At 48.5% G+C, this 23158-nt stretch carries 25 protein-coding genes and 1 tRNA gene; 2 read left to right on the forward strand and 24 right to left on the reverse strand.

The window, feature by feature from the left end; all coding sequences use genetic code 11:
- Window positions 1-84: 84 nt before the first annotated feature.
- The 23 genes from argH to BLU12_RS09445 all read right to left on the reverse strand — a co-directional run bounded on the left by argH (window position 85) and on the right by BLU12_RS09445 (window position 20489).
- A complete protein-coding gene (gene argH / locus BLU12_RS09335) occupies window positions 85-1494 on the reverse strand; it encodes an argininosuccinate lyase (RefSeq protein WP_200778753.1) in 1410 nt (469 codons plus the stop codon).
- Between the two features lie 2 nt (window positions 1495-1496).
- The gene (locus BLU12_RS09340) at window positions 1497-2444 is read right to left on the reverse strand and encodes a Ppx/GppA phosphatase family protein (RefSeq protein WP_091462329.1); all 948 of its coding nucleotides are present in this window, start codon (window positions 2442-2444) and stop codon (window positions 1497-1499) included.
- An 11-nt stretch (window positions 2445-2455) separates the two neighbouring features.
- Window positions 2456-3088, reverse strand: coding sequence for a DUF501 domain-containing protein (locus BLU12_RS09345; protein ID WP_091462331.1), 633 nt, complete (start codon window positions 3086-3088; stop codon window positions 2456-2458).
- Window positions 3057-3488 (reverse strand): S1 RNA-binding domain-containing protein, encoded by a 432-nt coding sequence (locus BLU12_RS09350; protein WP_200778751.1) that lies wholly within the window; start codon window positions 3486-3488, stop codon window positions 3057-3059. The genes BLU12_RS09345 and BLU12_RS09350 overlap by 32 nt, the downstream gene beginning before the upstream one ends.
- A gap of 288 nt (window positions 3489-3776) precedes the next feature.
- Window positions 3777-4601 carry a GTP-sensing pleiotropic transcriptional regulator CodY gene (gene codY, locus BLU12_RS09355; RefSeq protein ID WP_286976898.1) on the reverse strand — a complete coding sequence of 275 codons (825 nt, stop codon included), beginning with the start codon at window positions 4599-4601 and terminating at the stop codon, window positions 3777-3779.
- 24 nt (window positions 4602-4625) lie between these two features.
- Entirely contained in the window at window positions 4626-6038 is a 1413-nt protein-coding gene (hslU, locus tag BLU12_RS09360) for an ATP-dependent protease ATPase subunit HslU (protein ID WP_091462336.1), read from the reverse strand.
- On the reverse strand, window positions 6031-6567 hold the full coding sequence (gene hslV, locus BLU12_RS09365) for an ATP-dependent protease subunit HslV (protein ID WP_009201698.1): 537 nt from the start codon (window positions 6565-6567) through the stop codon (window positions 6031-6033). Before hslV ends, hslU begins: the two co-directional genes overlap by 8 nt.
- Window positions 6560-7453, reverse strand: a complete 894-nt coding sequence (locus BLU12_RS09370) for a tyrosine-type recombinase/integrase (protein WP_091462337.1) — start codon at window positions 7451-7453, stop codon at window positions 6560-6562. Before BLU12_RS09370 ends, hslV begins: the two co-directional genes overlap by 8 nt.
- Window positions 7454-7543: 90 nt before the next feature.
- On the reverse strand, window positions 7544-8881 hold the full coding sequence (trmFO, locus tag BLU12_RS09375) for a methylenetetrahydrofolate--tRNA-(uracil(54)-C(5))-methyltransferase (FADH(2)-oxidizing) TrmFO (protein WP_091462338.1): 1338 nt from the start codon (window positions 8879-8881) through the stop codon (window positions 7544-7546).
- Window positions 8853-10937 (reverse strand): type I DNA topoisomerase, encoded by a 2085-nt coding sequence (gene topA / locus BLU12_RS09380; RefSeq protein WP_091462339.1) that lies wholly within the window; start codon window positions 10935-10937, stop codon window positions 8853-8855. Before topA ends, trmFO begins: the two co-directional genes overlap by 29 nt.
- Window positions 10918-12042 (reverse strand): DNA-processing protein DprA, encoded by a 1125-nt coding sequence (gene dprA / locus BLU12_RS09385; RefSeq protein ID WP_091462341.1) that lies wholly within the window; start codon window positions 12040-12042, stop codon window positions 10918-10920. The genes topA and dprA overlap by 20 nt, the downstream gene beginning before the upstream one ends.
- Complete coding sequence (locus tag BLU12_RS09390) at window positions 12032-13534, reverse strand: YifB family Mg chelatase-like AAA ATPase (RefSeq protein WP_091462342.1); 1503 nt, start codon at window positions 13532-13534, stop codon at window positions 12032-12034. The genes dprA and BLU12_RS09390 overlap by 11 nt, the downstream gene beginning before the upstream one ends.
- Window positions 13535-13912 carry a YraN family protein gene (locus BLU12_RS09395; RefSeq protein ID WP_091462343.1) on the reverse strand — a complete coding sequence of 126 codons (378 nt, stop codon included), beginning with the start codon at window positions 13910-13912 and terminating at the stop codon, window positions 13535-13537.
- Window positions 13902-14126 carry an EscU/YscU/HrcU family type III secretion system export apparatus switch protein gene (locus BLU12_RS09400; RefSeq protein WP_234945606.1) on the reverse strand — a complete coding sequence of 75 codons (225 nt, stop codon included), beginning with the start codon at window positions 14124-14126 and terminating at the stop codon, window positions 13902-13904. The genes BLU12_RS09395 and BLU12_RS09400 overlap by 11 nt, the downstream gene beginning before the upstream one ends.
- Window positions 14116-14697: a ribonuclease HII gene (locus BLU12_RS09405; RefSeq protein ID WP_091462345.1), complete on the reverse strand. Its 582-nt coding sequence runs from the start codon at window positions 14695-14697 to the stop codon at window positions 14116-14118. The genes BLU12_RS09400 and BLU12_RS09405 overlap by 11 nt, the downstream gene beginning before the upstream one ends.
- Before the next feature lies 1 nt (window position 14698).
- Window positions 14699-15517: a YlqF/YawG family GTPase gene (locus tag BLU12_RS09410; RefSeq protein ID WP_091462346.1), complete on the reverse strand. Its 819-nt coding sequence runs from the start codon at window positions 15515-15517 to the stop codon at window positions 14699-14701.
- On the reverse strand, window positions 15517-16023 hold the full coding sequence (gene lepB, locus BLU12_RS09415) for a signal peptidase I (protein ID WP_009201709.1): 507 nt from the start codon (window positions 16021-16023) through the stop codon (window positions 15517-15519). Before lepB ends, BLU12_RS09410 begins: the two co-directional genes overlap by 1 nt.
- A gap of 92 nt (window positions 16024-16115) precedes the next feature.
- The gene (locus BLU12_RS09420; RefSeq protein ID WP_234945607.1) at window positions 16116-16505 is read right to left on the reverse strand and encodes a prepilin; all 390 of its coding nucleotides are present in this window, start codon (window positions 16503-16505) and stop codon (window positions 16116-16118) included.
- 130 nt (window positions 16506-16635) lie between these two features.
- On the reverse strand, window positions 16636-17196 hold the full coding sequence (locus BLU12_RS09425; protein WP_091462348.1) for a 2-oxoacid:acceptor oxidoreductase family protein: 561 nt from the start codon (window positions 17194-17196) through the stop codon (window positions 16636-16638).
- Entirely contained in the window at window positions 17196-19055 is a 1860-nt protein-coding gene (gene iorA, locus BLU12_RS09430) for an indolepyruvate ferredoxin oxidoreductase subunit alpha (protein ID WP_091462350.1), read from the reverse strand. The genes BLU12_RS09425 and iorA overlap by 1 nt, the downstream gene beginning before the upstream one ends.
- 23 nt (window positions 19056-19078) lie before the next feature.
- Window positions 19079-19492, reverse strand: coding sequence for an acyl-CoA thioesterase (locus BLU12_RS09435; protein WP_200778752.1), 414 nt, complete (start codon window positions 19490-19492; stop codon window positions 19079-19081).
- 140 nt (window positions 19493-19632) lie between these two features.
- Window positions 19633-20046 carry a CoA-binding protein gene (locus tag BLU12_RS09440; RefSeq protein ID WP_091462371.1) on the reverse strand — a complete coding sequence of 138 codons (414 nt, stop codon included), beginning with the start codon at window positions 20044-20046 and terminating at the stop codon, window positions 19633-19635.
- 59 nt (window positions 20047-20105) lie between these two features.
- On the reverse strand, window positions 20106-20489 hold the full coding sequence (locus tag BLU12_RS09445; protein WP_091462353.1) for a DUF3426 domain-containing protein: 384 nt from the start codon (window positions 20487-20489) through the stop codon (window positions 20106-20108).
- A 154-nt stretch (window positions 20490-20643) separates the two neighbouring features.
- Here BLU12_RS09445 and BLU12_RS09450 point away from each other — a divergent pair.
- Both BLU12_RS09450 and BLU12_RS09455 read left to right on the forward strand, forming a co-directional pair.
- Window positions 20644-20731: transfer RNA gene (locus tag BLU12_RS09450), tRNA-Ser, on the forward strand.
- A 39-nt stretch (window positions 20732-20770) separates the two neighbouring features.
- Window positions 20771-21667: an ROK family protein gene (locus BLU12_RS09455; RefSeq protein ID WP_091462354.1), complete on the forward strand. Its 897-nt coding sequence runs from the start codon at window positions 20771-20773 to the stop codon at window positions 21665-21667.
- On the opposite strand, the gene BLU12_RS09460 is transcribed toward BLU12_RS09455, so the two are convergent.
- On the reverse strand, window positions 21650-23056 hold the full coding sequence (locus BLU12_RS09460) for an MATE family efflux transporter (RefSeq protein ID WP_091462356.1): 1407 nt from the start codon (window positions 23054-23056) through the stop codon (window positions 21650-21652). The genes BLU12_RS09455 and BLU12_RS09460 overlap by 18 nt on opposite strands.
- Window positions 23057-23158: the final 102 nt, after the last annotated feature.

Here is a 23158-nt window from a genome sequence, read left to right on the forward strand (position 1 = left end):
ATGGTGGTAAGAGCCTCCTTTCTTAATGGGTTTGGTTGGTTCTTACCACCATTATATTTTCAAAGCCAAATTCCACACTAAAGATTATAGAGCCCATTTTTCGCCCCAGGTCGCCAAATTTTTTTCCATTTCCCCCAACAAAGCCTTCCCTTTCTCCACCTGTCGCTTCACTTCAGAAAAGGCAGTCCCCCCGTAGGTCTTGCGCCTTTCCACAGATGATTTGGGGTTTAAGCATCCGAAGATATTCTCGTCAAATTGAGGTATAAGGTTTCGCCACTCCTCCATTGAGAGGGCAGAAAAGCTTTTGCCTTCTTTTAAACACCACTTCACGGCCTTTCCCACCAATTCGTGGGCGCTCCTGAAGGGCACTCCCTTCAAAACAAGAAATTCCGCTATATCCGTGGCCAGGATGTAGCCATCTTCAAGAGCCCTCGACGCTGCCGTGAGGTCAATTTCTATTCTTGAAATAAGTTGGGGCAAGACATCTAAAATGCCGTGCAGGGTTCGTAGGCTCCTCATCAAGCTCCTCTTGTCCTCCTGCAAATCCCTGTTGTACGCCAGAGGAAGGCCTTTCAACACAACCAGAAGATCGACGTAGCCGGCCAGAATCTGTCCGGCCTTACCGCGAATCAGTTCGAGAACGTCAGGATTTTTCTTCTGCGGCATTATGCTGGAACCTGTACAAAAGGAATCGGGCAATTTAACTATGCCAAATTCATCGGTGTTGTATATTATCAGATCCTCCGCCAATCTGCTGCAGTGAATTGAGAACATCGACGCAAAGTGGTGAAAGTCGGCTAAATAGTCGCGGTTTGCTATTGAATCGATGCTGTTTTCTGTGGGCTTAGAAAATTTGAGCAACTCCGCCGATAAGTGCCTATTCAAAGGAATAGTGGATCCCGCCAGAGCCGCAGAGCCCAAGGGGCACTCATCCAGTGCTTCAAGCGCTGCCATGAGACGCAAGAAATCTCGGTGAAAAGCCCAAAAATGGGACATCCAATAATGCCCCATGCTTATGGGTTGAGCTCTTTGCAAGTGGGTATATCCCGGCACCACGAAATCGATATGCCTTTCGGCGCTATCCAACAAAGACTCGAGGAGATTTCTTATTTTGCTTCCTATTCCGACGAGCTGCCTCCTCAAAAAAATGCGCAACGTTGTAGCTATTTGATCGTTGCGGCTTCTCCCGGTATGAAGCTTTTTGCCCCTTTCGCCCAAAATCTCTGTAAGGCGGGCTTCTATATTCATATGAACGTCCTCAAGCTCCATCAAAGGCTTAAAGGTCCCGTTTTTTATCTCGCTCAACACCTGATCCAAACCCTTCAATAGGGCCATTTTCTCTTCTTCCGTTATCAAGCCGGCCGATGCCAAAACCCTTACGTGAGCTTTGCTTCCCTCTATATCGGCTTCTGCAAGATCCCAATCCATGTCCAGAGATTGGGTGAAATTCACCACCACATCTGCCGTATTTTCGCTAAACCGACCTTTCCACAACCTCACTCACACCTCCAAACTACATCGTATAGCTTTTTCGCCTCACGGCTTTCGACCATCTCTGCCGCCAATCCCCAAAGAAGGTCGCACTCGCTATGAAAATAACAACTTGCCCCGAAAAATTCAAGAAGGGCCTCTATGACGCAAAGTCCGCTCACTATGATATCCGATCTGCTAGGCTCTAAGCCCGCTACGGATTTTCTCTCTTCCGGCTTCATATTCTTCAAAGCTAGGATCAAATTCCTTATATCATCGACCTTCACCATGCTTCCGTGGACCTTCGAGGGATGATAGGAATTGACGGCTATTTTTTCCAAGATCATTACGGCTGCAGAGGAAGTTCCCCCCACCCCAATGAATGATTTTGCGCTTTCTCTCCTTGAAGGTTTTTCGAATAGACCTTTTAAGCCGGACCTGACGTAACCCTTTATCGCCTCTTCGTCTTCGCCAAAGAGGTTTTTAACCCTTAAAGCACCCATAGGTAAAGAAAAGCCTTTCTTCCCGTCCGAAATCTCCAAACTGCCTCCTCCCAAGTCAAAAACGAGAGGATCGCTCAGCCCTGTCCCCAGCAGAGCCCCCTTAAAGCTGTAAAAAGCCTCTTCCCAACCCTCTAAAATTCTGACCTTCAAACCCGCTCGTTCCTCGATAAAACCCATTGCATCCGAAACGTTTAGAGAGGATCTAAAGGACTCGGTGGTAAACAAAAGCCTCCTTTTTAAAGATACGGACAGTCGGTCCAGCCGATGACAAACCTCTTCCAAAGCAGCCATAGTCCTTTCTAAAGCCTTTTCCTTAATTTCGTACTTGCCCTTTCCCATTCCTTCGGCCAAACGAACCGTCCAGATCCCGGAATCAAGATAATACAAACTGTCAGCACAACTTTCCACAGCCAGAAATCTCAAGGAATTAGACCCTATATCTATAGTAGCGTAACGAGACAAAATGTTCATCTCCAAACCAATTAAGTGCAATATCTATCGGGATTATCGCACTCAAGCTCTGTGAAGCGACTCTTAAGCCAACCTTCCGCAGGATGCTCTCCAAGGGCAAGCCATGAAGCAACCTGAAGGTGCAGGCATTTCATTCTCATTTCAACAGGACAACCCATACCGCCGATGCCGGAGAGGCGGAGCCTGTCAAATATGTTTTTGCCTACTTTAGACAGAAATAACTTTTCTCCTTCCGACAACAAAAAAAGCCTAATGACGCTGTGTTTTACATTAAAATTAATCCATCTTTCCGAATCGATATAATTTTTGGCGTAACTTTCGAGCTGCTTTACTCCCCCTGCAGCCTCCTCTTTACCGCACTTACCGACCAGATAGGGACAGGACAGCCAAAAGGTGGTGGGGAAGGGCTTTAATTCAAATAAGGGGGCGCAGAGTAAAACTTGAGGTTTGCCCAATCTGCAACGCTTTACAATTCCAACGGCGATGGAGGAATGGAAATTTCTGCCCCTCATTTGGCGCAAAATAACCCTTTCGTCCCCGGGGGAGATTTGCTGAATATACAAAAGGGGCTGTAAAAGCCCCTTTATTTTTGAAAGGTTGTTTTGAAGTGTCTTACCTTTTGCTTCCGGCCTTGCGCCTGCCACTTTTTTTGCCGTCTCCAATTTTTTGATAGAGATCGGAGATCTTTTCGTCGCTCAGCTTCATGAACTTCGTCAGCTTTTTCTCGAAATCATCCTCGTTGTGCTGATGGGAAGTTTTAGCCTGAAGTTCAGCCCGTTCCCCGGCGGAACCAAGAGCTTTCAGAGAAAGGTCTATGCGACCTCTTTCATCTATCTTTATCACCTTGGCTTCGACTTCCTGGCCCAAGGAAAGTACATCTTCCACTTTTTTCACGTAGCCTTGAGATATCTCCGAAATATGGATCATTCCCCTCTGCCCGTTCTGGATCTTCACGAAAGCCCCATAGGGAGTTATCTTCTCCACCACGCACTTGACAACTTCGTTGACCTTTGCCGAGGTGATTACCTCTTGCTCGTTGCTCATCTGATAAACTATACCTCCATTTTTAGTAATTAACATTTTTTACAGCTTATATCTAGATAATCCCGACTTGCTTTATCCTTTTACCCTATATCCCTAAAGCGTGAGCCGACCACCTCCGCTACATTTATCCTTTAGTGGAACCCATGGCCAAAGGATATCACTTTGCTCCACTTTTGAAAAACATTATCCTATTTTTTCTCATTTGAGGCAATAGGGAGCAGAAAGTCAAATAAACTCCAAAGGCACTTATCTAAACCATATATCAAATATATTGGGCAAATCGACCTTTTATTTGCTTAACTCCTCTAAAAAGATGGGGGACAAAATCTTTATATAGGTCCCCTTCATGCCCAAGCTCCTGCTTTCGATCAGGCCTGCGCTCTCCAGCTTGCGCAGAGCATTGACGATGACGCTTCTGGTAACCCCTATCCTATCGGCAACTCTGCTTGCCACTACTACCCCTTCATAACCCCCGAGCTCTTTAAGAATTACTTTTATGGACTCCATCTCTGAATAGGAAAGAGCTCTGACCGCTATTTGGACCATAAACCGTTCCTTTGCCCTCTCCTCGATGTGATGTGTCCTGTCGTACAAAATTTCGATTCCCACAACGGTAGCAAGATACTCAGACAATACAAGATCGCGCGTATCGAAAGGTGCGCCGAAACGAGCCAAGATAAGCGTTCCCAGCCTCTCTCCACAACCGAAAATGGGCACATATACTACATGCTTATTAAAATACCTGCAGGGCTCGTCAGCGTAGGCGCAATTGCCGTGATCGCTGTGATTTAAAACCGATTCGCTGTGTTGGTTCAGTCTTTCGGTATAGTTTTTGGGCATATAGCCCTCATTAAGCAACTGTTCCATATAATCGCACTTATAATCGCTTATCCAGGCATAACCCAATATTTTGCCCTCTCCGTTGATTATATATACGTTAGCGGTTGCCAGATCGCACAACAACCTGGCAATCTTTTGATAATCCGGATGGGGCGTCATGGCGGAGGATTGAAGGGTTCTGCTTATTATGCGCGTCTTATTCAGCAGATCCTCCATTGCAGTGGGGTTAACGATTTTGGGCCTTGCTTCAATTAGCTCACGAGGCGTTTCCATGACCATAAATTTCACCTTCTTAACTTATAATAAATACCTTCTGAGATCGGTGTTCTCCACTAAATCAGCTAAACGCTCGTTGACGAAGGCTTCATCGATTCGCACTTCCCTCTCCTTTAATTCCGGCGCTTTGAAGCTTATATCTTCCAAAAGCTGTTCCATCATGGTATGCAGTCTTCGCGCTCCGATGTTTTCCATCTCCCTGTTCATCTTTGCCGCAAAAAAGGCGATGGCTTTAAGGGCTCCGTCATCGAAAATCATTTCTATGCCCTCTGTTTCGAGCAATGCCTTATATTGCTTGACCAAACTGTTTTCCGGCTCGACAAGGATGCGCAACAATTCCTCTTCTTCAAGGGCGTCAAGTTCAACCCGTATGGGAAACCTGCCCTGTAATTCCGGTATAAGATCCGAGGGCTTTGTTTCATGAAAGGCTCCGGCACCTATGAAGAGTATATGATCCGTTTTCACGGGGCCGTATTTGGTCTGCACCGTCGTCCCCTCCACGAGGGGAAGGAGATCGCGCTGCACTCCCTCTCTGCTCACGTCGGGGCCGTATTTCTGCCCGCCGGAGGAAGCAATCTTGTCCAGTTCGTCTATAAACACTATGCCCTCTTCCTGGACCTTATCCAAGGCTTCCTGAACCACGGCATCCATATCTATAAGCTTTTCCGCTTCCTCCTGCTGGAAGATCTTTAAAGCATTAGCTACGGTAACCCTTTTGCGTTTGATCTTCTTGGGCAAAATGCCGCCCAACATCTCGCCCAAATTCAAGCCCATCTCCTCCATGCCAGCTCCGACGAAGGGGATGTTCGACAGCGGACTTTCTGCAACTTCGATCTCTATTTCCCTGTCGTTTAACTTTCCCTCCCTTAAGAGTTTTCTAAACTTCTCCCTCGTCGTCCTTTTAGTCTCCCTCTCGGTCTCGTCGGACTCCTCCTCTTCTTCCGTGGAATCGCCGAGCAAAAGCCTCATAAAATCCTGAGGCTGCCTGCTTTTATGCTTAGTCGGAAGGAGGGCATCGAGAACCCTCTCCTCCGCCAGCGCTTCCGCAACGGCACTGTTTTCTTCGATCTTTCTTGATTTGACCATGTGCACGGCAATATCAGCCATTTCTCGAATCATGGATTCCACGTCCCGGCCAACGTAACCAACTTCGGTATATTTGGATGCTTCGACTTTAACGAAAGGTGCATCCACGAGCTGTGCCAAACGTCTCGCTATTTCGGTCTTTCCCACGCCAGTGGGGCCTACCATTAAAATATTTTTGGGAATTATCTCCTTCGCAAGCTCCTTTGGAAGTCTCTTTCTTCTGATGCGATTGCGCAAGGCAACTGCCACGGCCTTTTTCGCCCTCGTCTGTCCTATGACGTATCTATCCAAATAGGCCATCACCTGAGATGGTGTAAGTTCGTCCCCTTTAATCACTGCCTCATTCACCTTTTATCACCTCTAATGTGATGATATCGTTCGTATATATGCATAACTCCGAAGCAATCTGCAGCGATCTTTTCGCAATTTCGCCAGCCCCCATGTCGGAAACCTCTATAAAGGCCTTTGCAGCGGCCAGAGCGAATCCTGAACCGGAACCTATGGAAGCCACGTCGCTATCGGGCTCAAGGACATCGCCCGCACCGGAAAGCAGAAGTGTCTGTCGCAGATCGGCCACCAGCATCATAGCTTCCAATCTGCGCAACGCTTTATCTGTGCGCCACTCCTTTACAAGGTCAACTGCAGCTCGCATCAAGTTTCCGCTGTGACCTTCGAGATACCTTTCGAAGCGCTCGAGCAGGGTCATGGCATCAGCCGTGCTGCCCGCAAAGCCCGCCAGGACATTTCCTCCTACAAGACGCCTCACTTTTTTGGCTCCGTTTTTTATAATCTGGTGCTCTAAGGTTACCTGACCGTCTCCGGCCATGGCGACCTCATCGCCCCTTCTCACGCAAATGATAGTGGTACCTTTAAACATCTTTTTCACCTCTCCCCCTGGGATGGGCATTTATATAACTTTTTTTCAACTGCTCGTAACTGATCTTGAGATATCTTTGAGTGGTGACCAAACTCTGGTGCCCCAACAACTCCTGCAGTACCCTCAAGGAAGCTCCCCCTTCCAGCATGTGAGTTGCAAAGCTGTGACGAAGCATGTGGGGGCTTACGCCTGCTAGCCCAACCCTTTTTGCAGCCCTGGAGACGACCCTGTGCACCGTCCGCACGGCAATACGCTCGCAACCGTCTCCGGGAAATAAGGGGCCGCTCAATTTTCCTAAAAAAACCTGCCATTCCCTCAATGCCTTCTGGGCATGCCTTCCCATTGGAACCAAACGCTCCTTCTCCCCCTTGCCCTTGACTCGTAACCATCTTTCCTCTATATCCACATCTTCCCAATCCAGGGCGACCAACTCGGCAACCCTCAAACCACAACCGTACAAAAGTTCAAGTATAGCTCTGTCCCTTATCTCAAATTCACCGTTAGGACCGTTCTCAAGCATCATTTTGACATCTTCGTAAGCCAACGCTCTGGGCAGCCTCTTGGGCTCTTTCGGCCCCCTAACACCTTTGGTAGGATCAGAAGTCAGCTTTCCGCTTTGAAGCAAGAAGTTCGTCCAACTTCTCAGCGACGACAGCTTCCTCAACACCGAGCTTTTAGAATATCCATATGCCGCCAGTTCCCTGAGAAAGGCGCGAATGTGAGCCTGCTCAATTTTCTCGATCTCCTCCACACCTTGTGAGATTACGTAGTCAACAAACTGAGAGAGGTCAACTGCGTAATTTATGACGGTGTTGTCCGTCCTCCCGCTTGCATATTTCAAATATTCCAAAAAGGCATCGACCGAGGAAGAAATATTTTCGCTCATGCGCAAATTATATCATATTGCTGAAAATAAAAGTATATTCTGATTAATTGCGTCTTTTCAATAAAATTGACACGAAGAATTGTCATTACATTAAAACAGCTCACTCCGGGATTCCATAAAGGCACGAAGAGACTCCAGTGCTTTGCTGGCTATCGCTTCACAACGTCGCCTTTTGTCCTTTATCTTTTTCGGCAGGGGTGGCAACAACCCCAGGTTGATGTTCATGGGTTGAAAGGATTTGGGATTGGCATTGTTCAGATACCATAACAAAGAGCCAATGGCAGTCTCCCTGGGCCACGACGGAAGGGCGTTTCCCTTTAGCAAACAAAACATGTTTAAAGCGGCGACCAATCCCATGGCCGTGCTCTCCACGTAACCTTCCACGCCCGCCAATTGGCCTGCGAGAAAAAGATCATCGAAACCCTTCAACCTCAGATATTCATCGAGCACTACAGGAGCATTGACGTAGATGTTCCTGTGCATAACACCATATCTTGCAAACTCGGCTTCCTCCAACCCCGGGATGAGGCGAAAGATCCTGCCCTGCTCGGACCATCTCAAGTTAGTCTGAAAGCCAACCATGTTATAAAGCCTTCCTTCTTTATCGTCCTGTCGCAGCTGAACGACGGCGTAAGGCTCTCTCCCGCTTCGCGGATCTTTGAGGCCCACCGGTCTCATGGGCCCATACCTCAGAGCGTCACGCCCTCTTTTCGCTATCACCTCTACGGGCAGACATCCTTCGAAGAAATGCTCCCCTTCGAACTCGTGGCGCATGGCCACTTCGCCTTCTATCAGGGCCTCATAGAAACGCTGATATTCCTCCTCGTTTAACGGACAGTTAATGTAATCTTCGCCATAACCGTAACGACTGCCGTAGAAAGCTATCTCCGTGTTTATACTCTCCCGCAGCACCACAGGAGCGACGGCATCGTAGAAGTACAAAAAATCTTCGCCGACCAGAGCCTTGAGGTTGGAGGCCAACGAAGGCGAAGTCAGGGGACCACTCGCAACTATCGCAGGCCCTCCTCCGATTTTTTCGACCTCATCCCTTATTATTTCCACCGAAGGCATCGACTCTATCCTTGAGGTAACCTCTTCGCTGAAGGCCTCTCTATCCACGGCAAGGGCCCATCCGGCAGGAACTTTATGCAGATCAGCGCATTTTATTATCAAGCTATCAAGCTCTCTTAGCTCGGCCTTTAAAATGCCAGCTGGGCTTGAAAGCACGTCGGAACCGAGAGAGTTGCTGCAGACAAGTTCCGCAAATTTCGATGTCCTGTGTGCCGGAGGATATTTCTTGGGCCTCATTTCATAAAGCCTTACCTTAATTCCTCTCTTGGCGAGCTGATAGGCAGCCTCGCTTCCCGCAAGCCCTCCCCCGACGATGGTCACCGCCAAATTATCTTTCTCCAACGGCTCCGGCATCATCGGGAATTTCCTCCTTTTCATATCCGCAATCGGCGCACTTTACTGTCTTTCTTTTAACCACAAAAGGGCCGCCGCACTTGGGACAAATTTCTCCTGTAGGCTTGCTCCAACTTACGAAATCGCATTTGGGATATCTCGAGCAGCCATAAAAGGGCCTTCTGTTTTTTGAACGAAGGAGCACCACCTTGCCTTCACCGCACTTGGGACAGGGTATGTCTAAGCTGTTTTTGAAATTTCTCGTATATTTACAATCAGGATAGGCCGAACAGGCTATAAATTTACCGTAACGGCCGTGTTTTACGATTAACTGGGCACCGCAAAGGGGACATTTTTCGTCTATAGTTTCGACGGGTACTTCCACCTTGGCCACGTTTTGGACGCTTTTTAAAATGCCTTCAAAGTGAACCCAAAATTCCTTGACTACCGAAAGCCAAGATGTATCGCCCCTCTCCACTTTGTCCAGCTCATCCTCCATCTTCGCCGTAAATTCGACATTGATCAGGGACTGAAAGTGTTCAACCAAAAAGGAATTAACCGTAACCCCAAGCTCCGTGGGAAAAAACTTCTTGGCTTCGTCTCTCTCGACGTAATGTCTGTCGTAAAGCGTCTGTATTATTGTCGCATACGTCGACGGTCTGCCTATTCCCTTCTCTTCCAAGACCTTAACTAAGCCCGACTCCGTATATCTGGAAGGCGGTTTGGTGAATTTTTGTTCTTTATCGAGTTTCAATAACTTCAGCAGCTCTCCAACCTCCGCCTCGGGCAAGATTTCCTCCTTCATTTCCAGAGGCCAGAGCCTGCTCCAACCGTCGAAAATCAAGGTCACTCCGCTTTGTTTCAAGGTGTAAGGCCCTGCTTCCACCTCCAGGTTGGTCCTGGCCACAATAGCAGGCTCCATTTGGGAAGCCAAAAAACGCTTCCATATTAGTTCGTACAAGGCCTTTTGATCTTTCGTCAAATGAGTTTCTATTTCTTCGGGCACCAAACGGACATTAGTAGGCCTTATGGCCTCATGAGCATCTTGAGACCGCTCCTTGGATATATACTGAAGGGGTTTTTCCGGCAAATACCTTTCTCCGTAGTTTTCCTCTATGAACTTGCGAGCCATGGCTATAGCTTCCGGAGCTATGCGCAGGCTATCTGTCCGCATATAGGTAATCAGACCCACAGGCCCCTGCCCGGGCAGATCGACCCCTTCGTATAAGCCTTGGGCTACGCGCATGGTCTTCTGGGGAGAAAAACCAAGCCGTCTTGCCGCTTCCTGTTGGAGGGTGCTGGTCTTAAAGGGCGGAAGAGGGTTTCTCTTGCCCTCCTTCGTATCGAACTTCGAGACCACATAGGGCAAAGACAGCAATTCGTTATATACGGCCTGGGCATCGATAGCATTCGTGACCCTTATGTTTTTGCCGTCCTTCTTGGCAAGCTTTAGCGAAAACTGTCCCCTTTCCCCCTTTGCCACTGCGACAATGACCCAGTATTCCTGGGGGACAAAGGCCTTTATTTCCGCTTCCTTCTCGCAAATAAGCCTAAGGGCTACCGATTGAACCCTGCCTGCCGAAAGCCCGGCCTTTACCTTTTTCCACAGCAGAGGGCTCAAGCTATAACCCATGAGCCTGTCCACAAGCCTTCTGGCCTGTTGTGCGTCGACCTTATCCATGTCTATCGGTTCGGCCTTAGAAAAAGCTTCTTTTACGGCTCGGGGTGTTATTTCATACATACGAACCCTGCAAGGCTCTTCGCAAGATATGGATAAAAGGTTCGCCAAATGCCAGGCTATTGCTTCTCCCTCCCTATCCGGGTCAGAAGCAAGCAATACATTCTTTGCCTTCTGAGCAGCCCTTTTAAGCTCTCGAACCAACGGGCCCTTACCTCTGACGAGGATGTATTCCGGCTCGAAATTATTTTCTATATCGACGCCCAATCTGCTTTTGGGAAGATCTCTTACATGCCCGTTACTTGCCTTTATATCATATTTACGACCGAGTATTTTTTTCAAAGTCTTAGCTTTAGTAGGAGATTCGACTATCACTAAAGTTTTATCCGACACCTTTTTCACCTTCCATAAAAGCGTTTGCGCCCCATCGTCCCGGCCCCGTCGCTGAGACCAGGCCCCGAGACTCAAGTTTTGTCAACGTAGTAAACACCTGGGCAGGCGTCATTTTACATTCTAGAGAGATATTGTCAACAGTCCTATCGCCCTTCTCCCTCAAAAGCCCATAAACCCGCCTTTCCCCATCGTCCAACTCCGCCAAAGACACTTCGCTTTGTCCCTTTACCAAAAACCCTTCGGGAGAGCCCTTCATCAAATGCACGAAAGAATCCACATCGATCAATGGGTACGCTCCATCGAATATCAGCAAATTGGAGCCCCTGGCCACTCCTTCGTTGATCCTTCCGGGAACAGCCCAAAGCTCCACTCCGCATTCCATGGCAATTCGCCCCGTTATCATGGCCCCGCTTTTGATGGGTGCCTCTACCACTACGACCACCTCAGCCAGCCCCACAATGATCCTGTTGCGCTCCGGAAAATTCCACGGCATACCCTTCGTCCCGAGGGGGTATTCGGAGATCAGGGCTCCCCTTTCCTTCAAACCCTCAAATAGGGTCTCGTTTTTGGCAGGGTAAAATACATCCACTCCCGTTCCAAAGACAGAAAGGGAAACTCCTCCAGCTTCAAGAGCTCCCCTGTGAGCTCTTGCGTCTATTCCGTAAGCGCCGCCGCTTACGATGGGAAAACCCTCTTCGGCCATTTTAAAGGCCAACTCAAAAGCAACCCTTCCACCGTAGTTGCTGCATCTTCTCGTGCCCACCAAGGCCACGGCAGCTTTGTATGATTTAGGATTGTTTCCCCACCAATAAAGCAACAGGGGAGGGTCGGACAATCGATCCAGGGAAGAGGGGTAACCCTCCTCTCCCCACACAAGAATTTCGATGCCCTCTGCGCGACATCGCTCAAGTTCCCTGAAATGCCAACCCTTAGACAGCATCTCATACCACCTTTGAATGACGCTCTCCGATCTCGTAAATTCCCTTATAACAGAGGGAGAGGCAGCCAGGTCAAGCAAGGATATGGATTTACATTTCAAATCGTTTATCAAATGGCCTTTGAACTGTCTTATAGCGTTCAAGGCAAGAAGGATCGATAATTCCTCATCTTTCAAAGAAACAACCTCCCCTATAGGCCAGCGCTTCAGCAAGGTGGGGCTCGTCGACCGTTTTATCTCCAGCGAGATCGGCTATGGTCCTTGCAACCTTGAGGACGCGACTGAATCCTCGCCCAGTAAGTTTAAATGCAGTGCCAAGCGACTTGAGAAAGGCCCTGCCGTTTTTGGACAAACCGAGATGCTTTTTTACCATATTCTCGCTCAATTCGGCATTGCACTTCACGCCAAAGGAGCTCCATCTTTCAATCTGAAGCTCTCTGGCCTTTATCACCCGCTGTCTTATTTCGAATGAACTTTCGCCAGCTCCGTCCAATTCCAGTAATTCATCGGGCGTAAGCCTCGGTATCTGCAGCCGAAGGTCAATACGGTCTAATATGGGACCGGACAGCTTTCTCGAGTACCTCTCTATATCGGCCGGCGAACACGTGCAGTTTCTCTCAGAATCGCCCAAATAGCCGCAGGGGCAGGGATTAGATGCCGTTACGAGCAATACCGAAGCGGGATAGATAACACTTCCGGCCGCCCTGCTGACAGTTATGCACCCGTCCTCCAGCGGCTGTCTCAGCGCCTCCAGTACATCCCGTCTGAACTCGGTTATTTCGTCCAGAAAAAGTACACCCCTATGTGCAAGGCTGATCTCCCCCGGCCTTAGATCCGATCCTCCGCCGCAGAGTGCTACCACGCTTGCGGTATGATGCACAGGCCTGAAGGGCCTGGTCCTCTCGACTTCGATCGAGACCCCTCGAGCGCTTCTTATCCTCATAACCTCTATCAATTCTTCATCCGAAAGAGGAGGAAGAATGCCGCGAAGGGCCTTGGCCAACATGGTCTTGCCCGAACCCGGAGCGCCGATTAAAGCCAAATTATGATGGCCCGCTGCAGCAATTTCCATGCCCCTCTTGGCAGCGACGTGTCCTTTTATATCGGCGAAATCCGGCTCAACCTCGACCACCTTAGCCTTAGGTAGAGAGAAATCGAGCTTCTTCAGCCTACTCTCGCCCCTTAGATGTGAAAACAGCTCCGCAATGTTTGAACAACTGTAGACTTCAACACCTTGGACCATGGACGCTTCCGGGGCATTTCCTCGGGGGATGAAGAGGGGAAGGCCCATCTCGCGGGAAAGGAAGGCTGCGGGCACTCCGCCCTTGACCTTGCGCAAACGCCCGTCCAAAGCCAGCTCTCCCATGAAAATCCCACTGACGTCCTTTGGTATAAAACCGGCTTCTCTGGCAATACCGACAGCCATGGGCAAGTCAAGGAGGGCACCCTCTTTGGGCAAATCAGCCGGCGCCAGGTTTACAGCTATATGACCCTTAAGCTTAATCCCCAAGGTTCCCAGCGCAATGCGCACCCTTTCCCGTGCCTCCTTGACTGCAGTATCGGCTAAACCAACAATTGATATGGAAAATAAACCTCCGGTAACGCATACTTCCACTTCTACAGGAAGAGCATCGATACCTCTCAAGGTAAGACCGTAAATGCGATTCATCTATATCATTCCTAACGTAATATCTTTGATGTACTCACACTCATATCCTTTTGCAACGTCACCGCCCAACGTTATACCCATAACATCCACCCTCCAGGGGCCATCCCATTCAAGCCTTTCTACCAGCAGGCTGCCCGCGCGAAGAAGCCTTTTGACCTTTCTGGGACCAACGCTTTCTGTGGGAGACTGCACCTTTCCCTTCGTGCGCACCCTGACCTCCAGGATCACCAGCTCATCGCCGTCCAGGGCGACAATGTCAAGCTCTCCTCCCCTGAAAGTAACGTTTCTCATCAAAATCTCATAACCCATCCGAGACACTATGGAAGCGGCCAAATCCTCCCCCCAGCGTCCCAAGTCCTTTTTATTCTTATTCTCCATCTTTCCCGAGTACTTCTCCTCCGGCAGAATCGATTTTACTGAGGAAAGCCAGTATCCTGGCAACGGCAAGATAGGCTTCTTCCGGTATCTCCTCCCCAAGGTTGACACCCAAAAGCACCGATACCAACAAGGAATCTTCCACGAGGGGTATTCCCCTCTTTCGAGCTTCGTCTATTATCTTTACAGCTTCCGGCCCCTGAACGTTACCGGTCATCGTCTTTCACAACTTTCCATTTGAATGTTTTTCTGTGAATTGGAGAGGCGCCCATTAACGCCAATGCTATCCTGTGTTCCTTTGTGGGATAGCCTTTGTGCACGGCAAAGCCATAACCCGGATAGAGCTTATCGTATGCGCACATTACCCTATCCCTTATGACTTTAGCGACGATAGAGGCAGCTCCCACTACCAGGACATTTTTGTCCGCCTTTGGCAAGGCTTTTTGGGGGAAGGGCAAACCGGGTATTTTTTGATTGCCGTCTACAATCACGATATCGGGCGACAGGGGAAGAGAGGAAACCGCCTTTTTCATGGCCCATAAAGTCGCTTGAAGGATGTTTGCTCTGTCGATAAACCACGGATTCGCAGCCTGGGCTCTATAGACAAAACCATAACGCAGAAGAAGGAGAAATATCTCTTCCCGCCTCTTTGAAGACAGGGCCTTTGAATCAGTTACACCCACAGACTTCAGCAGAGACATCTTTTCCCTCGTAGCCGCAACGGCTGCAGCGACCACAGGCCCGGCCAAAGGACCTCTTCCAGCCTCATCGACCCCTACCACGATCATTTTAGGGCATCTCCAGCGTAAAGAATCCCAACTTGCCGGCGGCAAAGCGTTCGAGTAAATATTGACCCGCTCTCGTCAAGTCTACATCGCCTCCAGAGACAAGGGCGCCTATTTTACGACCAATCTCGGCGAGATATTCTGCCACATCTTTATCTTCGGAAAAGCTCAAGGAAAACTTTTCAAGCAACCTGTAAATTGAACCAGAAGAGCGCAAAAACTCCAGCAGCTGGAGGGCCAACGTCTCATGATCTCCCACGACATCCGCCTTGGAACATCCAAGCCATGTCAGCATCGCATGGGTTTCTCGATCAGCCTTGGGATCCAGGATTCCGGGAGAATCGACGACTAGCAGGTTACCCGACCTGTACCACGATACTCCCCTGGTTATACCCGGTATTCCTCCCACCTTGGATGCCTTTTTACCGATCAGAGCGTTGAGCAACATGGATTTACCTACATTGGGTATACCTACAATGGCAACCCTCAATTCCCTCCACTGCGGCCGATTTTTGCATATTTCAAAAAGTTTGCCCGTCAACTTTCTTGGAACTCCCCTCCTCAGGTTCAAGGCAAATGTGGGGTAAAGTTTGGACAACTCTTTAATCCAGAGTTTCGTCTTTTCCTCCTCCGCTAGGTCTCTTTTGCTCAATACTACACAAACAGGCTTCAGCTTGGCCAGCTCACCTATAAGGGGAGAAGAAGTAGTAAAAGGGGCTCTGGCATCCCTTACCTCTAAAAATACATCGACTTGAGAAGCCAGTTCGGCCAGCCTTCTTCTCCCTTTTTCCATATGACCTGGATACCAGACCGTCCTCGCCATCACTTGGGCACCCCTATTCTGCTTAAAGGCCAATAACGGAAAAAGGCGGGGCCGAGCAGGTAATTTCTGGGGACAAAACCCCAAAAGCGACTATCCTGCGAATTTGGACGATTATCGCCCATCATGAAATATTGCTCCCTTGGGACTGTCGTCTTCTCCATGCTGAGAAAGTCCCTGTTCTTCACGTAAGGCTCTTCGATAACTTCTCCGTTTATATAAACTACACCGTTTTTTATCTCGACAGTTTCGCCGGGAAGAGCTATCAATCGCTTTACGAAATCCCTCGTCGGATCGAGGGGATATCGAAATACCACTATTTGACCTCTCTTGGGTTCAGTAAAGCGATACCAAAACTTCGCCACCAATACCCTGTCGCCCGGCATTAGGGTAGGTATCATTGAACCGCTGGGAATCCAGAATGCCTGAACCACAAAAGTCCTCAAAACCAAGGCCAAAATCAATGCCCAAATCAAAGTCTCGATTAATTCTCTCCACCATGGCTTCATGTCGATAATTACACCCCACAAGATTATTGGCTAAACTTCGTCACATGAATGTCTTTATAACCCTATTCAATGCCCAAAATCAAGAGGAAATGTCAATTCTTTGGTGGATCCTTTTTGATCGTTATATAACAATAGGGAGAAATAACTATATATCCAAGTTTTTTGGAACTACTTCCCGGACCTATGGTCACCTTCAACGTCAAACCGGGAGTGAGCGTATGCCATTTAGGGGAATACACCGAAAAACTCTCCGACGCGCTCATCCCTCTGAAATAACAGCTTCTACCCGTATCAAATACTTTTTCATCGAGAGTGTCAAGCCATTGGATCCGCAGCGTGTCTGTGGAAGCAGAACGGGTCGTATATTTAAACATGAAAGGCCTGTCGGTTTGGGCTGCTTCGATAAAGATGCCCTGAATCCATATGTGAGCCTTTTTGAATTCTATGAGAGCGAATACCTCTTTGGCCGCACTGACGGCCATTCCAATGCCGCCCACAGTTGAAGAAAAAATGAAAATTACTATCAACAGCTCGACAAGGGAGAGCCCGTTTCTTGGCGAAAAAAACAGGACCCTCTCTCTTGAGAGGAGGGTCCTGTACGTCTTTGAATTTTTAAGACTCATGTGTTGCCATTTTGCCTAGATCGAGCGCTTTCATGTTATCATCGAGAAACTTCGCAGGACTTAGCTTGGAAACAGCATCCTTTACCTCGTCGAAAGAGATGCCCCCTAAGTTTAAAGCACCCATGGCACCCAAAATCAATACGTTCAAAAACAGATAATTACCCTTCATATGTTCGTTCAATATTTCGTATCCCTTCAAAAGAAAGGTGGAAATATTTCTTTTTGTAAGGTATTTCTTCAGGCTCTCGTTTTGAAAGACCTCCATCTTATGGACATTAATTATGCCGTATCCTCCATTTTTCAGGAAGTGGAGATTTCTTATCGCCTCGTTTTGATCGAAGGCCAGGAGCACGTCGGCATCGCCGGCACTTATCAATGGGCTTTTGTATGATCCTACTTTAAAGTGACTGATAACGGAGCCTCCACGCTGAGCCATACCGTGAACTTCGCTTCCAATCACGTTTTCTCCTCTTTTTATTGCTATCTCCCCTAAAACGCGACTGGCAAAGAGTATTCCCTGCCCGCCAAGACCAACTATGATGTATTGCATTACTTTCCCTCCTCCGATATGACCTGGATAGCCCCATGGGGGCACACATTCACGCAAACGCCGCATTTGACGCAAAAGCGTTCATCTACGTAGGCCTTCTTGGAGCTTTCGTCGAAAACCAGGCCGGGACAATTGAAGAAGTTTATACAGAACTTGCAACCTACACACGTCTCGTCCTCGACGCGAACGGGAACCTTGGGTTGTTCTTGTCTCAGCAGCATGCAAGGATGGCCGAAGATAACCACCGCCGGCTCCTTATGATCCTTTGCATATTCCCACGCTTCCTTGAGCGCCTTTACTCCTTCGTCTATATCATAGGCTTCCACCCTCTTTACGAACTCTACGCCGCAGCCTTTGACCGCCCTTTCTATGGGCACTATCCTGCCAGAGTCGCCTTTCCTAAGTTTTTGGCCCGTACCTGGATGGGGCTGACCTCCCGTCATGGCCGTCACATGATTATCGAGAATTGCCAATACAAAGGCATGTTTGTTGTAAACCCCGTTTACTAGCCCTGGCAAACCCATGTGAAAGAAAGTGGAATCTCCTATGGTAGCTACAACGGGACGCAACTGGCCATCGACCTTGTGGGCCAGATAAAAACCCGACGACTGCGTTACCGAGGCACCCATGCATATGGAGGTATCGACAGTTTTCTGGTTAACTCCCAAGGTGTAACATCCTATATCCGAAGGATATATTCCGTCGGGAAAGGCCTTCCTTATGGCGAAAAAGCTCGCCCTATGAGGACATCCCGGGCATAGCATCGGGGGTTTGGGCGTTATCTTTAATTCTTCTATCGCCTTCTTCAAATCCTCATCAGCATCGCGAGTGCAAGCTTCACCCAGAGCTTTGCAAACCAATTCCTCCACCACTTCAGGTGTCAATTCGCCGGCTCTGGGCACATAGCCGTTCCATCGCCCCTTCACATTTCTGCGGTCAGTGATCTGAAGTTCTATTACGGGATAGGTCTCCTCAAGTAACAAAACATTTTCGTGGCGGGCTATAAAATCGTTTACGAGATCCACTGGCAGGGGGTGGGGTGTGCCTATCTTCAACACCGATATATCCTTTCTGCCCAGCTTTTCCAGCAAATCCATCACTACTGCAAAGGATATTCCTCCCGCAATAATGCCAAGTTTGGGTTTTTCCTGCGCCGCTACCTCAAAGTTGTACTTCGAGAAGTTTTTCGTAAACTCCTCTCTTACGGCATCCATCTTTTGGTTTAGCTTAGGATGGGTCGTCTTTACGTGGGCGGGAAGACAAACCCAACGCTTTACGTCCTTTACGAATTTGGCCGGCCTTTCCAGCCTTAAGGGATCGTTAAGCTCCACATCCTGTCTGCAATGATCGACTCTCACCGTAGGACGCAACATCACCGGTATCTTGTGCCTTTCGGACAACTCAAAACCATCTTTTACCATTTCCATGGCTTCCCTCGCGGAAGAAGGATCCAAGACAGGAACCTTGGCAAACAGACCGAACAATCTGCTGTCCTGTTCCGTCTGGGAACTGTGGGGCCCGGGATCATCGGCTACGATCAACAGCATGCCGCCTTCAATGTCAAACTGAGCAGCGCTCATAAAGGGGTCAGCTGCAACGTTAAGACCAACATGTTTCATTGCGACACAAGACCTTTTCCCGGTAAAGGAGGCGGAAATCGCGACTTCGTACGCCACCTTTTCGTTCGTGCCCCATTCCACAACCGTTTTGGTATCGAGCAAATCGGCGAATTTCGCTATTGCCGGCAAAATTTCCGATGAGGGCGTGCCGGGATAGGCACAGGCTACCTCACACCCCGCTTCAACAACAGCCCTGGCAATCGCCTCATTGCCAAGCAGAACAGCCCTTTCAGTTGCCATTCGCATACACCTCTCTCGCCATTTTATTCTTTCAACAGATCCATGAGCTTGCTGTAAAAAGGCTCTGGTTTTTTGACCAACTTCCCTCGTCTGTCACAAAACCCGTGTTTGGTAAAGCCTTCGGCAAGAAGCTTGTCGTCACTATCACGATAGATTTTAAATTCAAAGGAAAGGCTGTGAGGTTTTATTTCTTTCAAAAAGGTCTCCACTCTAATGAGATCGTCATAGTGAGCAGGGTGTTTGTATCTGCATCTGACCTCGACAACGGGCATGAAGATTCCCTTTTCTTCCCACTCTGTGTATGGCATTCCGAATTCCCTGCAGAACTCGGTCCTGCCCATTTCGAACCACGTCAGGTAATTGGCGTAATATACTACTCCCATCTGATCGGTCGCGCCGTAAGGCACCCTAATCGTAAGAGACGCGCTTAAGGACATTGTTTCCATCTCCTAGCCTGAAATGTAATGTACGCACAATAAAAGGGTAGCAGATCTATCATACCACATAGATCGATAAATATTCCACATGGGCTTGCAAAAAAATATTTACAGCAAACAGCAAAGCTATGGAGGACAAACTAGCGACAATTTGTGCTATGCACTGCCATTATGCACTCACCGCTTACAACATCATATCCCAATTCTTTTAACTTTTCCTCCAGCTGTGGGTTTTGGGCACCTGGTTGGAACCATATAATCGGTTTATAGGCAATCTGCTTTAGTTCATCCAACAAAAATCCTTGATTTTTCGGACCTATGAATACCAAAAGGATATCGATGGCTTCTGGAATACCCTTTATCGAAGAGTAAAAGTCAAGATCGAAGATCTTAAGGCCTATATATTTCGGGTTTACGGGATAAATCACAAATTCTCTGGATTTTAAATAAGACAGCACTCCGGAGACAGGCTTTCCCGTTTCGACCGTAGCTCCCAACACGGCCACCTTACAGGGGGAACATACGTATTCTTTTATTATCCTTTCCCACTCCATTCGCTCGCCCTCCTTTTTGTAAAATCTTTGAGGACACGCACGGTGTTCCTCGTTTATCTTCAACCTCCTCCCAAACCTTCGATCACTGTCAACCTAAAATCAGTGACAGGCGTATCGACGTAAATCGTAGCTGCCACCTCCGTTTCCTCTCCGGGCAAAAGGGACACCCTTCTTGCCTTAAAGGACCGTTGTACCAATAATTTGTCCTCCTGTCCGTAAATGGTCATGATAAGCCCAGGCCCCTCGATCTCCCTCGATGAGACGTTTTTGATAGTCGTATTTAACTTAAAAACACCTTCTTCCCCGCTGTATTTAAAGGAGGACGCCACCAAAACTAAGGAATCGTTTTTCTCTTCAGAAAATAGAGGAACCGCAAAAACCAAAATTACAGGGACAATCGCCAATAAAAACAACGCAATCGATAGTTGTCTTCGTTTTTGCATAATATATCCCCCTTTTTTCCAGGTCATCTATATAAACTCTGGGGTCAGCTAGGAAAATCCCAGTTTTATTTTAAGCGATAAAGACGATTGGTGGCATTAAGTCCTCGCACCTTGACTTCACGAACTGCGTAGTAGTTGCTATAATGGCTTGTGCGGAGGACTGGCCGAGCGGTCGAAGGCGGGTGACTTGAAATCACTTGTGCCGCAAGGCACCGGGGGTTCAAATCCCTCGTCCTCCGCCATTTTGTAAGCTCGAATTCACCACACGAAGGAGAGACGAAATGAGCGACCTTGCAATAGGAATAGATATAGGCGGGCACTATATAAAGGCTGCACTGGTTGAAGGAGACAAAATACTTCGAAGGTGGGAAGAACCAACCTCCGAGGGAAGAACCCTTAAAGGGGTTATCGAACAACTTCAACGTATCGTCGAAAAACTGGAACCTCCGGGTTACATGCTCTCCGTCGGAATTGGAATTCCCGGTTTTTTGGACCTACAGCGGGAGCACCTCGTTCTTTCTCCCAACTTTCCCAATTGGAAGGGCATTCCCATCAAATCCATGTTTGAAAAGAATTTGCAGAGAAGGATTGCAATAGAGAATGACGCCAATTGCTACGCTCTGGGCGAGCAAATGACCGGGCTTGCCAAGGGACTTAGCAATTTCATCGTTTTAACTCTGGGGACGGGAATTGGCGGAGGAATAGTTTTGAACGGCAGATTGCTGATGGGAGCTCACGGCTATGCAGGAGAACCGGGACACATGGCCTTAGGCGACGATGAGCGTTGCGGATGCGGATGCCTCGGACATCTTGAAGCTATCGGAGGCACCGATGCAATCGAAAGAAAAGCAGGCCGCAACGACTTGCCCGAAGACATGAAGATACTTTGGGCGCGAAGGAAAGAGCCGGAGGTAGCACGAATCATAAACCCTTCTTTAGAGGCAATAGCCAAAGCTATCGCTTCGATGGTTCATCTCTTCGACCCCGAAACGATCATCTTGGGAGGGGGGCTCAGCCAAGCAGAGGGACTCCTTGCCGTCCTGGAACCCTTAGTCCACAAACATATCGTTCCCCTCTACAAAGGTGCCTTCTCTTTGAAGATCAGTTCCCTGGGAAACGACGCAGCCATATTTGGAGCCGCTTCCCTCGTAAGCGAGGAATCACCTGCATCCTCCTGACCTGTTTGCAACGACTTCAAGCTTTGGGTGAACTGTCTTTTCCTCTTCCCTGAGCTTCTTCAACTCCCGTCTAATAGCAAAAAAGGCCAATATCGACCCGCCAAGATCGGTAGCCGGGAAAGCCATCCATATGCCATCCAAGCCCAAAAAACTAGGCATGATCAATACGGCAGGGTAGCAAATGCCGAGCTGACGGACAAGCTGAATGAACAACGCCTCACGAGCTCTCCCTAAAGACTGGAGAGTATAGGAAGTGACCACGAATACGGCAGCAGCCGGTAGAAAGATGTAGCCAACCTTCAATGCACGTGAGGTCATATGGATTAACGTTAAATTATCGTTGCAAAAGATTTGCACAATTCTCCCGGCAAAAAACTGAGTGGAGAACCAGGAAAGAGAAAAGACCAACAGACAAGCCCCAAGGGCAAGCAATATGGCCTTTCTAACGCGTTGATACAAGCCTGCTCCGTAATTGTAACCGATTATTGGTTGAGCTGCCTCGCTTATGCCTAGGGCCGGCAGAAAGAATAGCGTATCCAACGTGAGAAATATACCTACGGAGGATACGGCCAAATCTCCCCCAAGTCTCAGCGCTCTTTGATTTAAAAGCACCAACAACACAGCAAAGGATATTGAAGTTATACAGGGAGTTATCCCTATCGACACTATGGAACCCATTAAGGAGGCTCGTGGTTTTAAATTCCTATATTTGATCTTAAGTACGCTGTATTTAAGATAATAAATTGCAACCCACAGGCATGACAGGAATTCTGAAATTGTCGTACCCCAGGCGGCACCCTTTATTCCCCAACCTAAGTGGCAAATAAAAAGCCAGTCCAGGAAGATGTTGACCCCCGTTCCCAGAACCAGGGTACCCATTGCCCACCTGGGCGATCCTTCGGCCCTGATCAATGAGTTAAGGACAAAGGAAATCACAAAAAAGGACATCCCGTACAACACGATGACCATGTAATCGCGAGCTGGGCCCAAGATATCTTCGCTTGCACCAAAGAGTTTCAAAGCCGACTCAAGGGACGAAGCCATGCCGAGGCAGATAAAGATCGCGATAATAACGGATAAGGTAAAGGCATTCCCCAAGGCCAGCTCAGCCCTCTTTTTCCTGCCGGCGCCCAAACTCCTGGAGGCAATCGAAGCCGCCCCCACGCAAACCAAAAGGCAGAGGGCAATGGATAACTCAAAAAGAGGGAAAGCCACCGTAACGGCAGCAAGACCCGTCTCGCCGACGTTTTGCCCTATGAAAATTCTATCAACTATGTTATAGAGAGCATTCGCGAACAATCCCGCAATTGCCGGAAGCGAAAATGCCAAAAGAAGTCTGCCGATAGGTTCTTTGCCAAGTCGTTCTGTTTTTTCGTCGACATTGATCATCCAATTCCCCCTTTCGTGCTAAAATGCATACAATATTCGCCCATTGCCGTAACCCTATTATACCACATGCTTCGAAAGTAGCGAAGACGTCCTCACACTATT

The organism is Acetomicrobium thermoterrenum DSM 13490, assembly GCF_900107215.1.
Taxonomy (GTDB): domain Bacteria; phylum Synergistota; class Synergistia; order Synergistales; family Acetomicrobiaceae; genus Acetomicrobium; species Acetomicrobium thermoterrenum.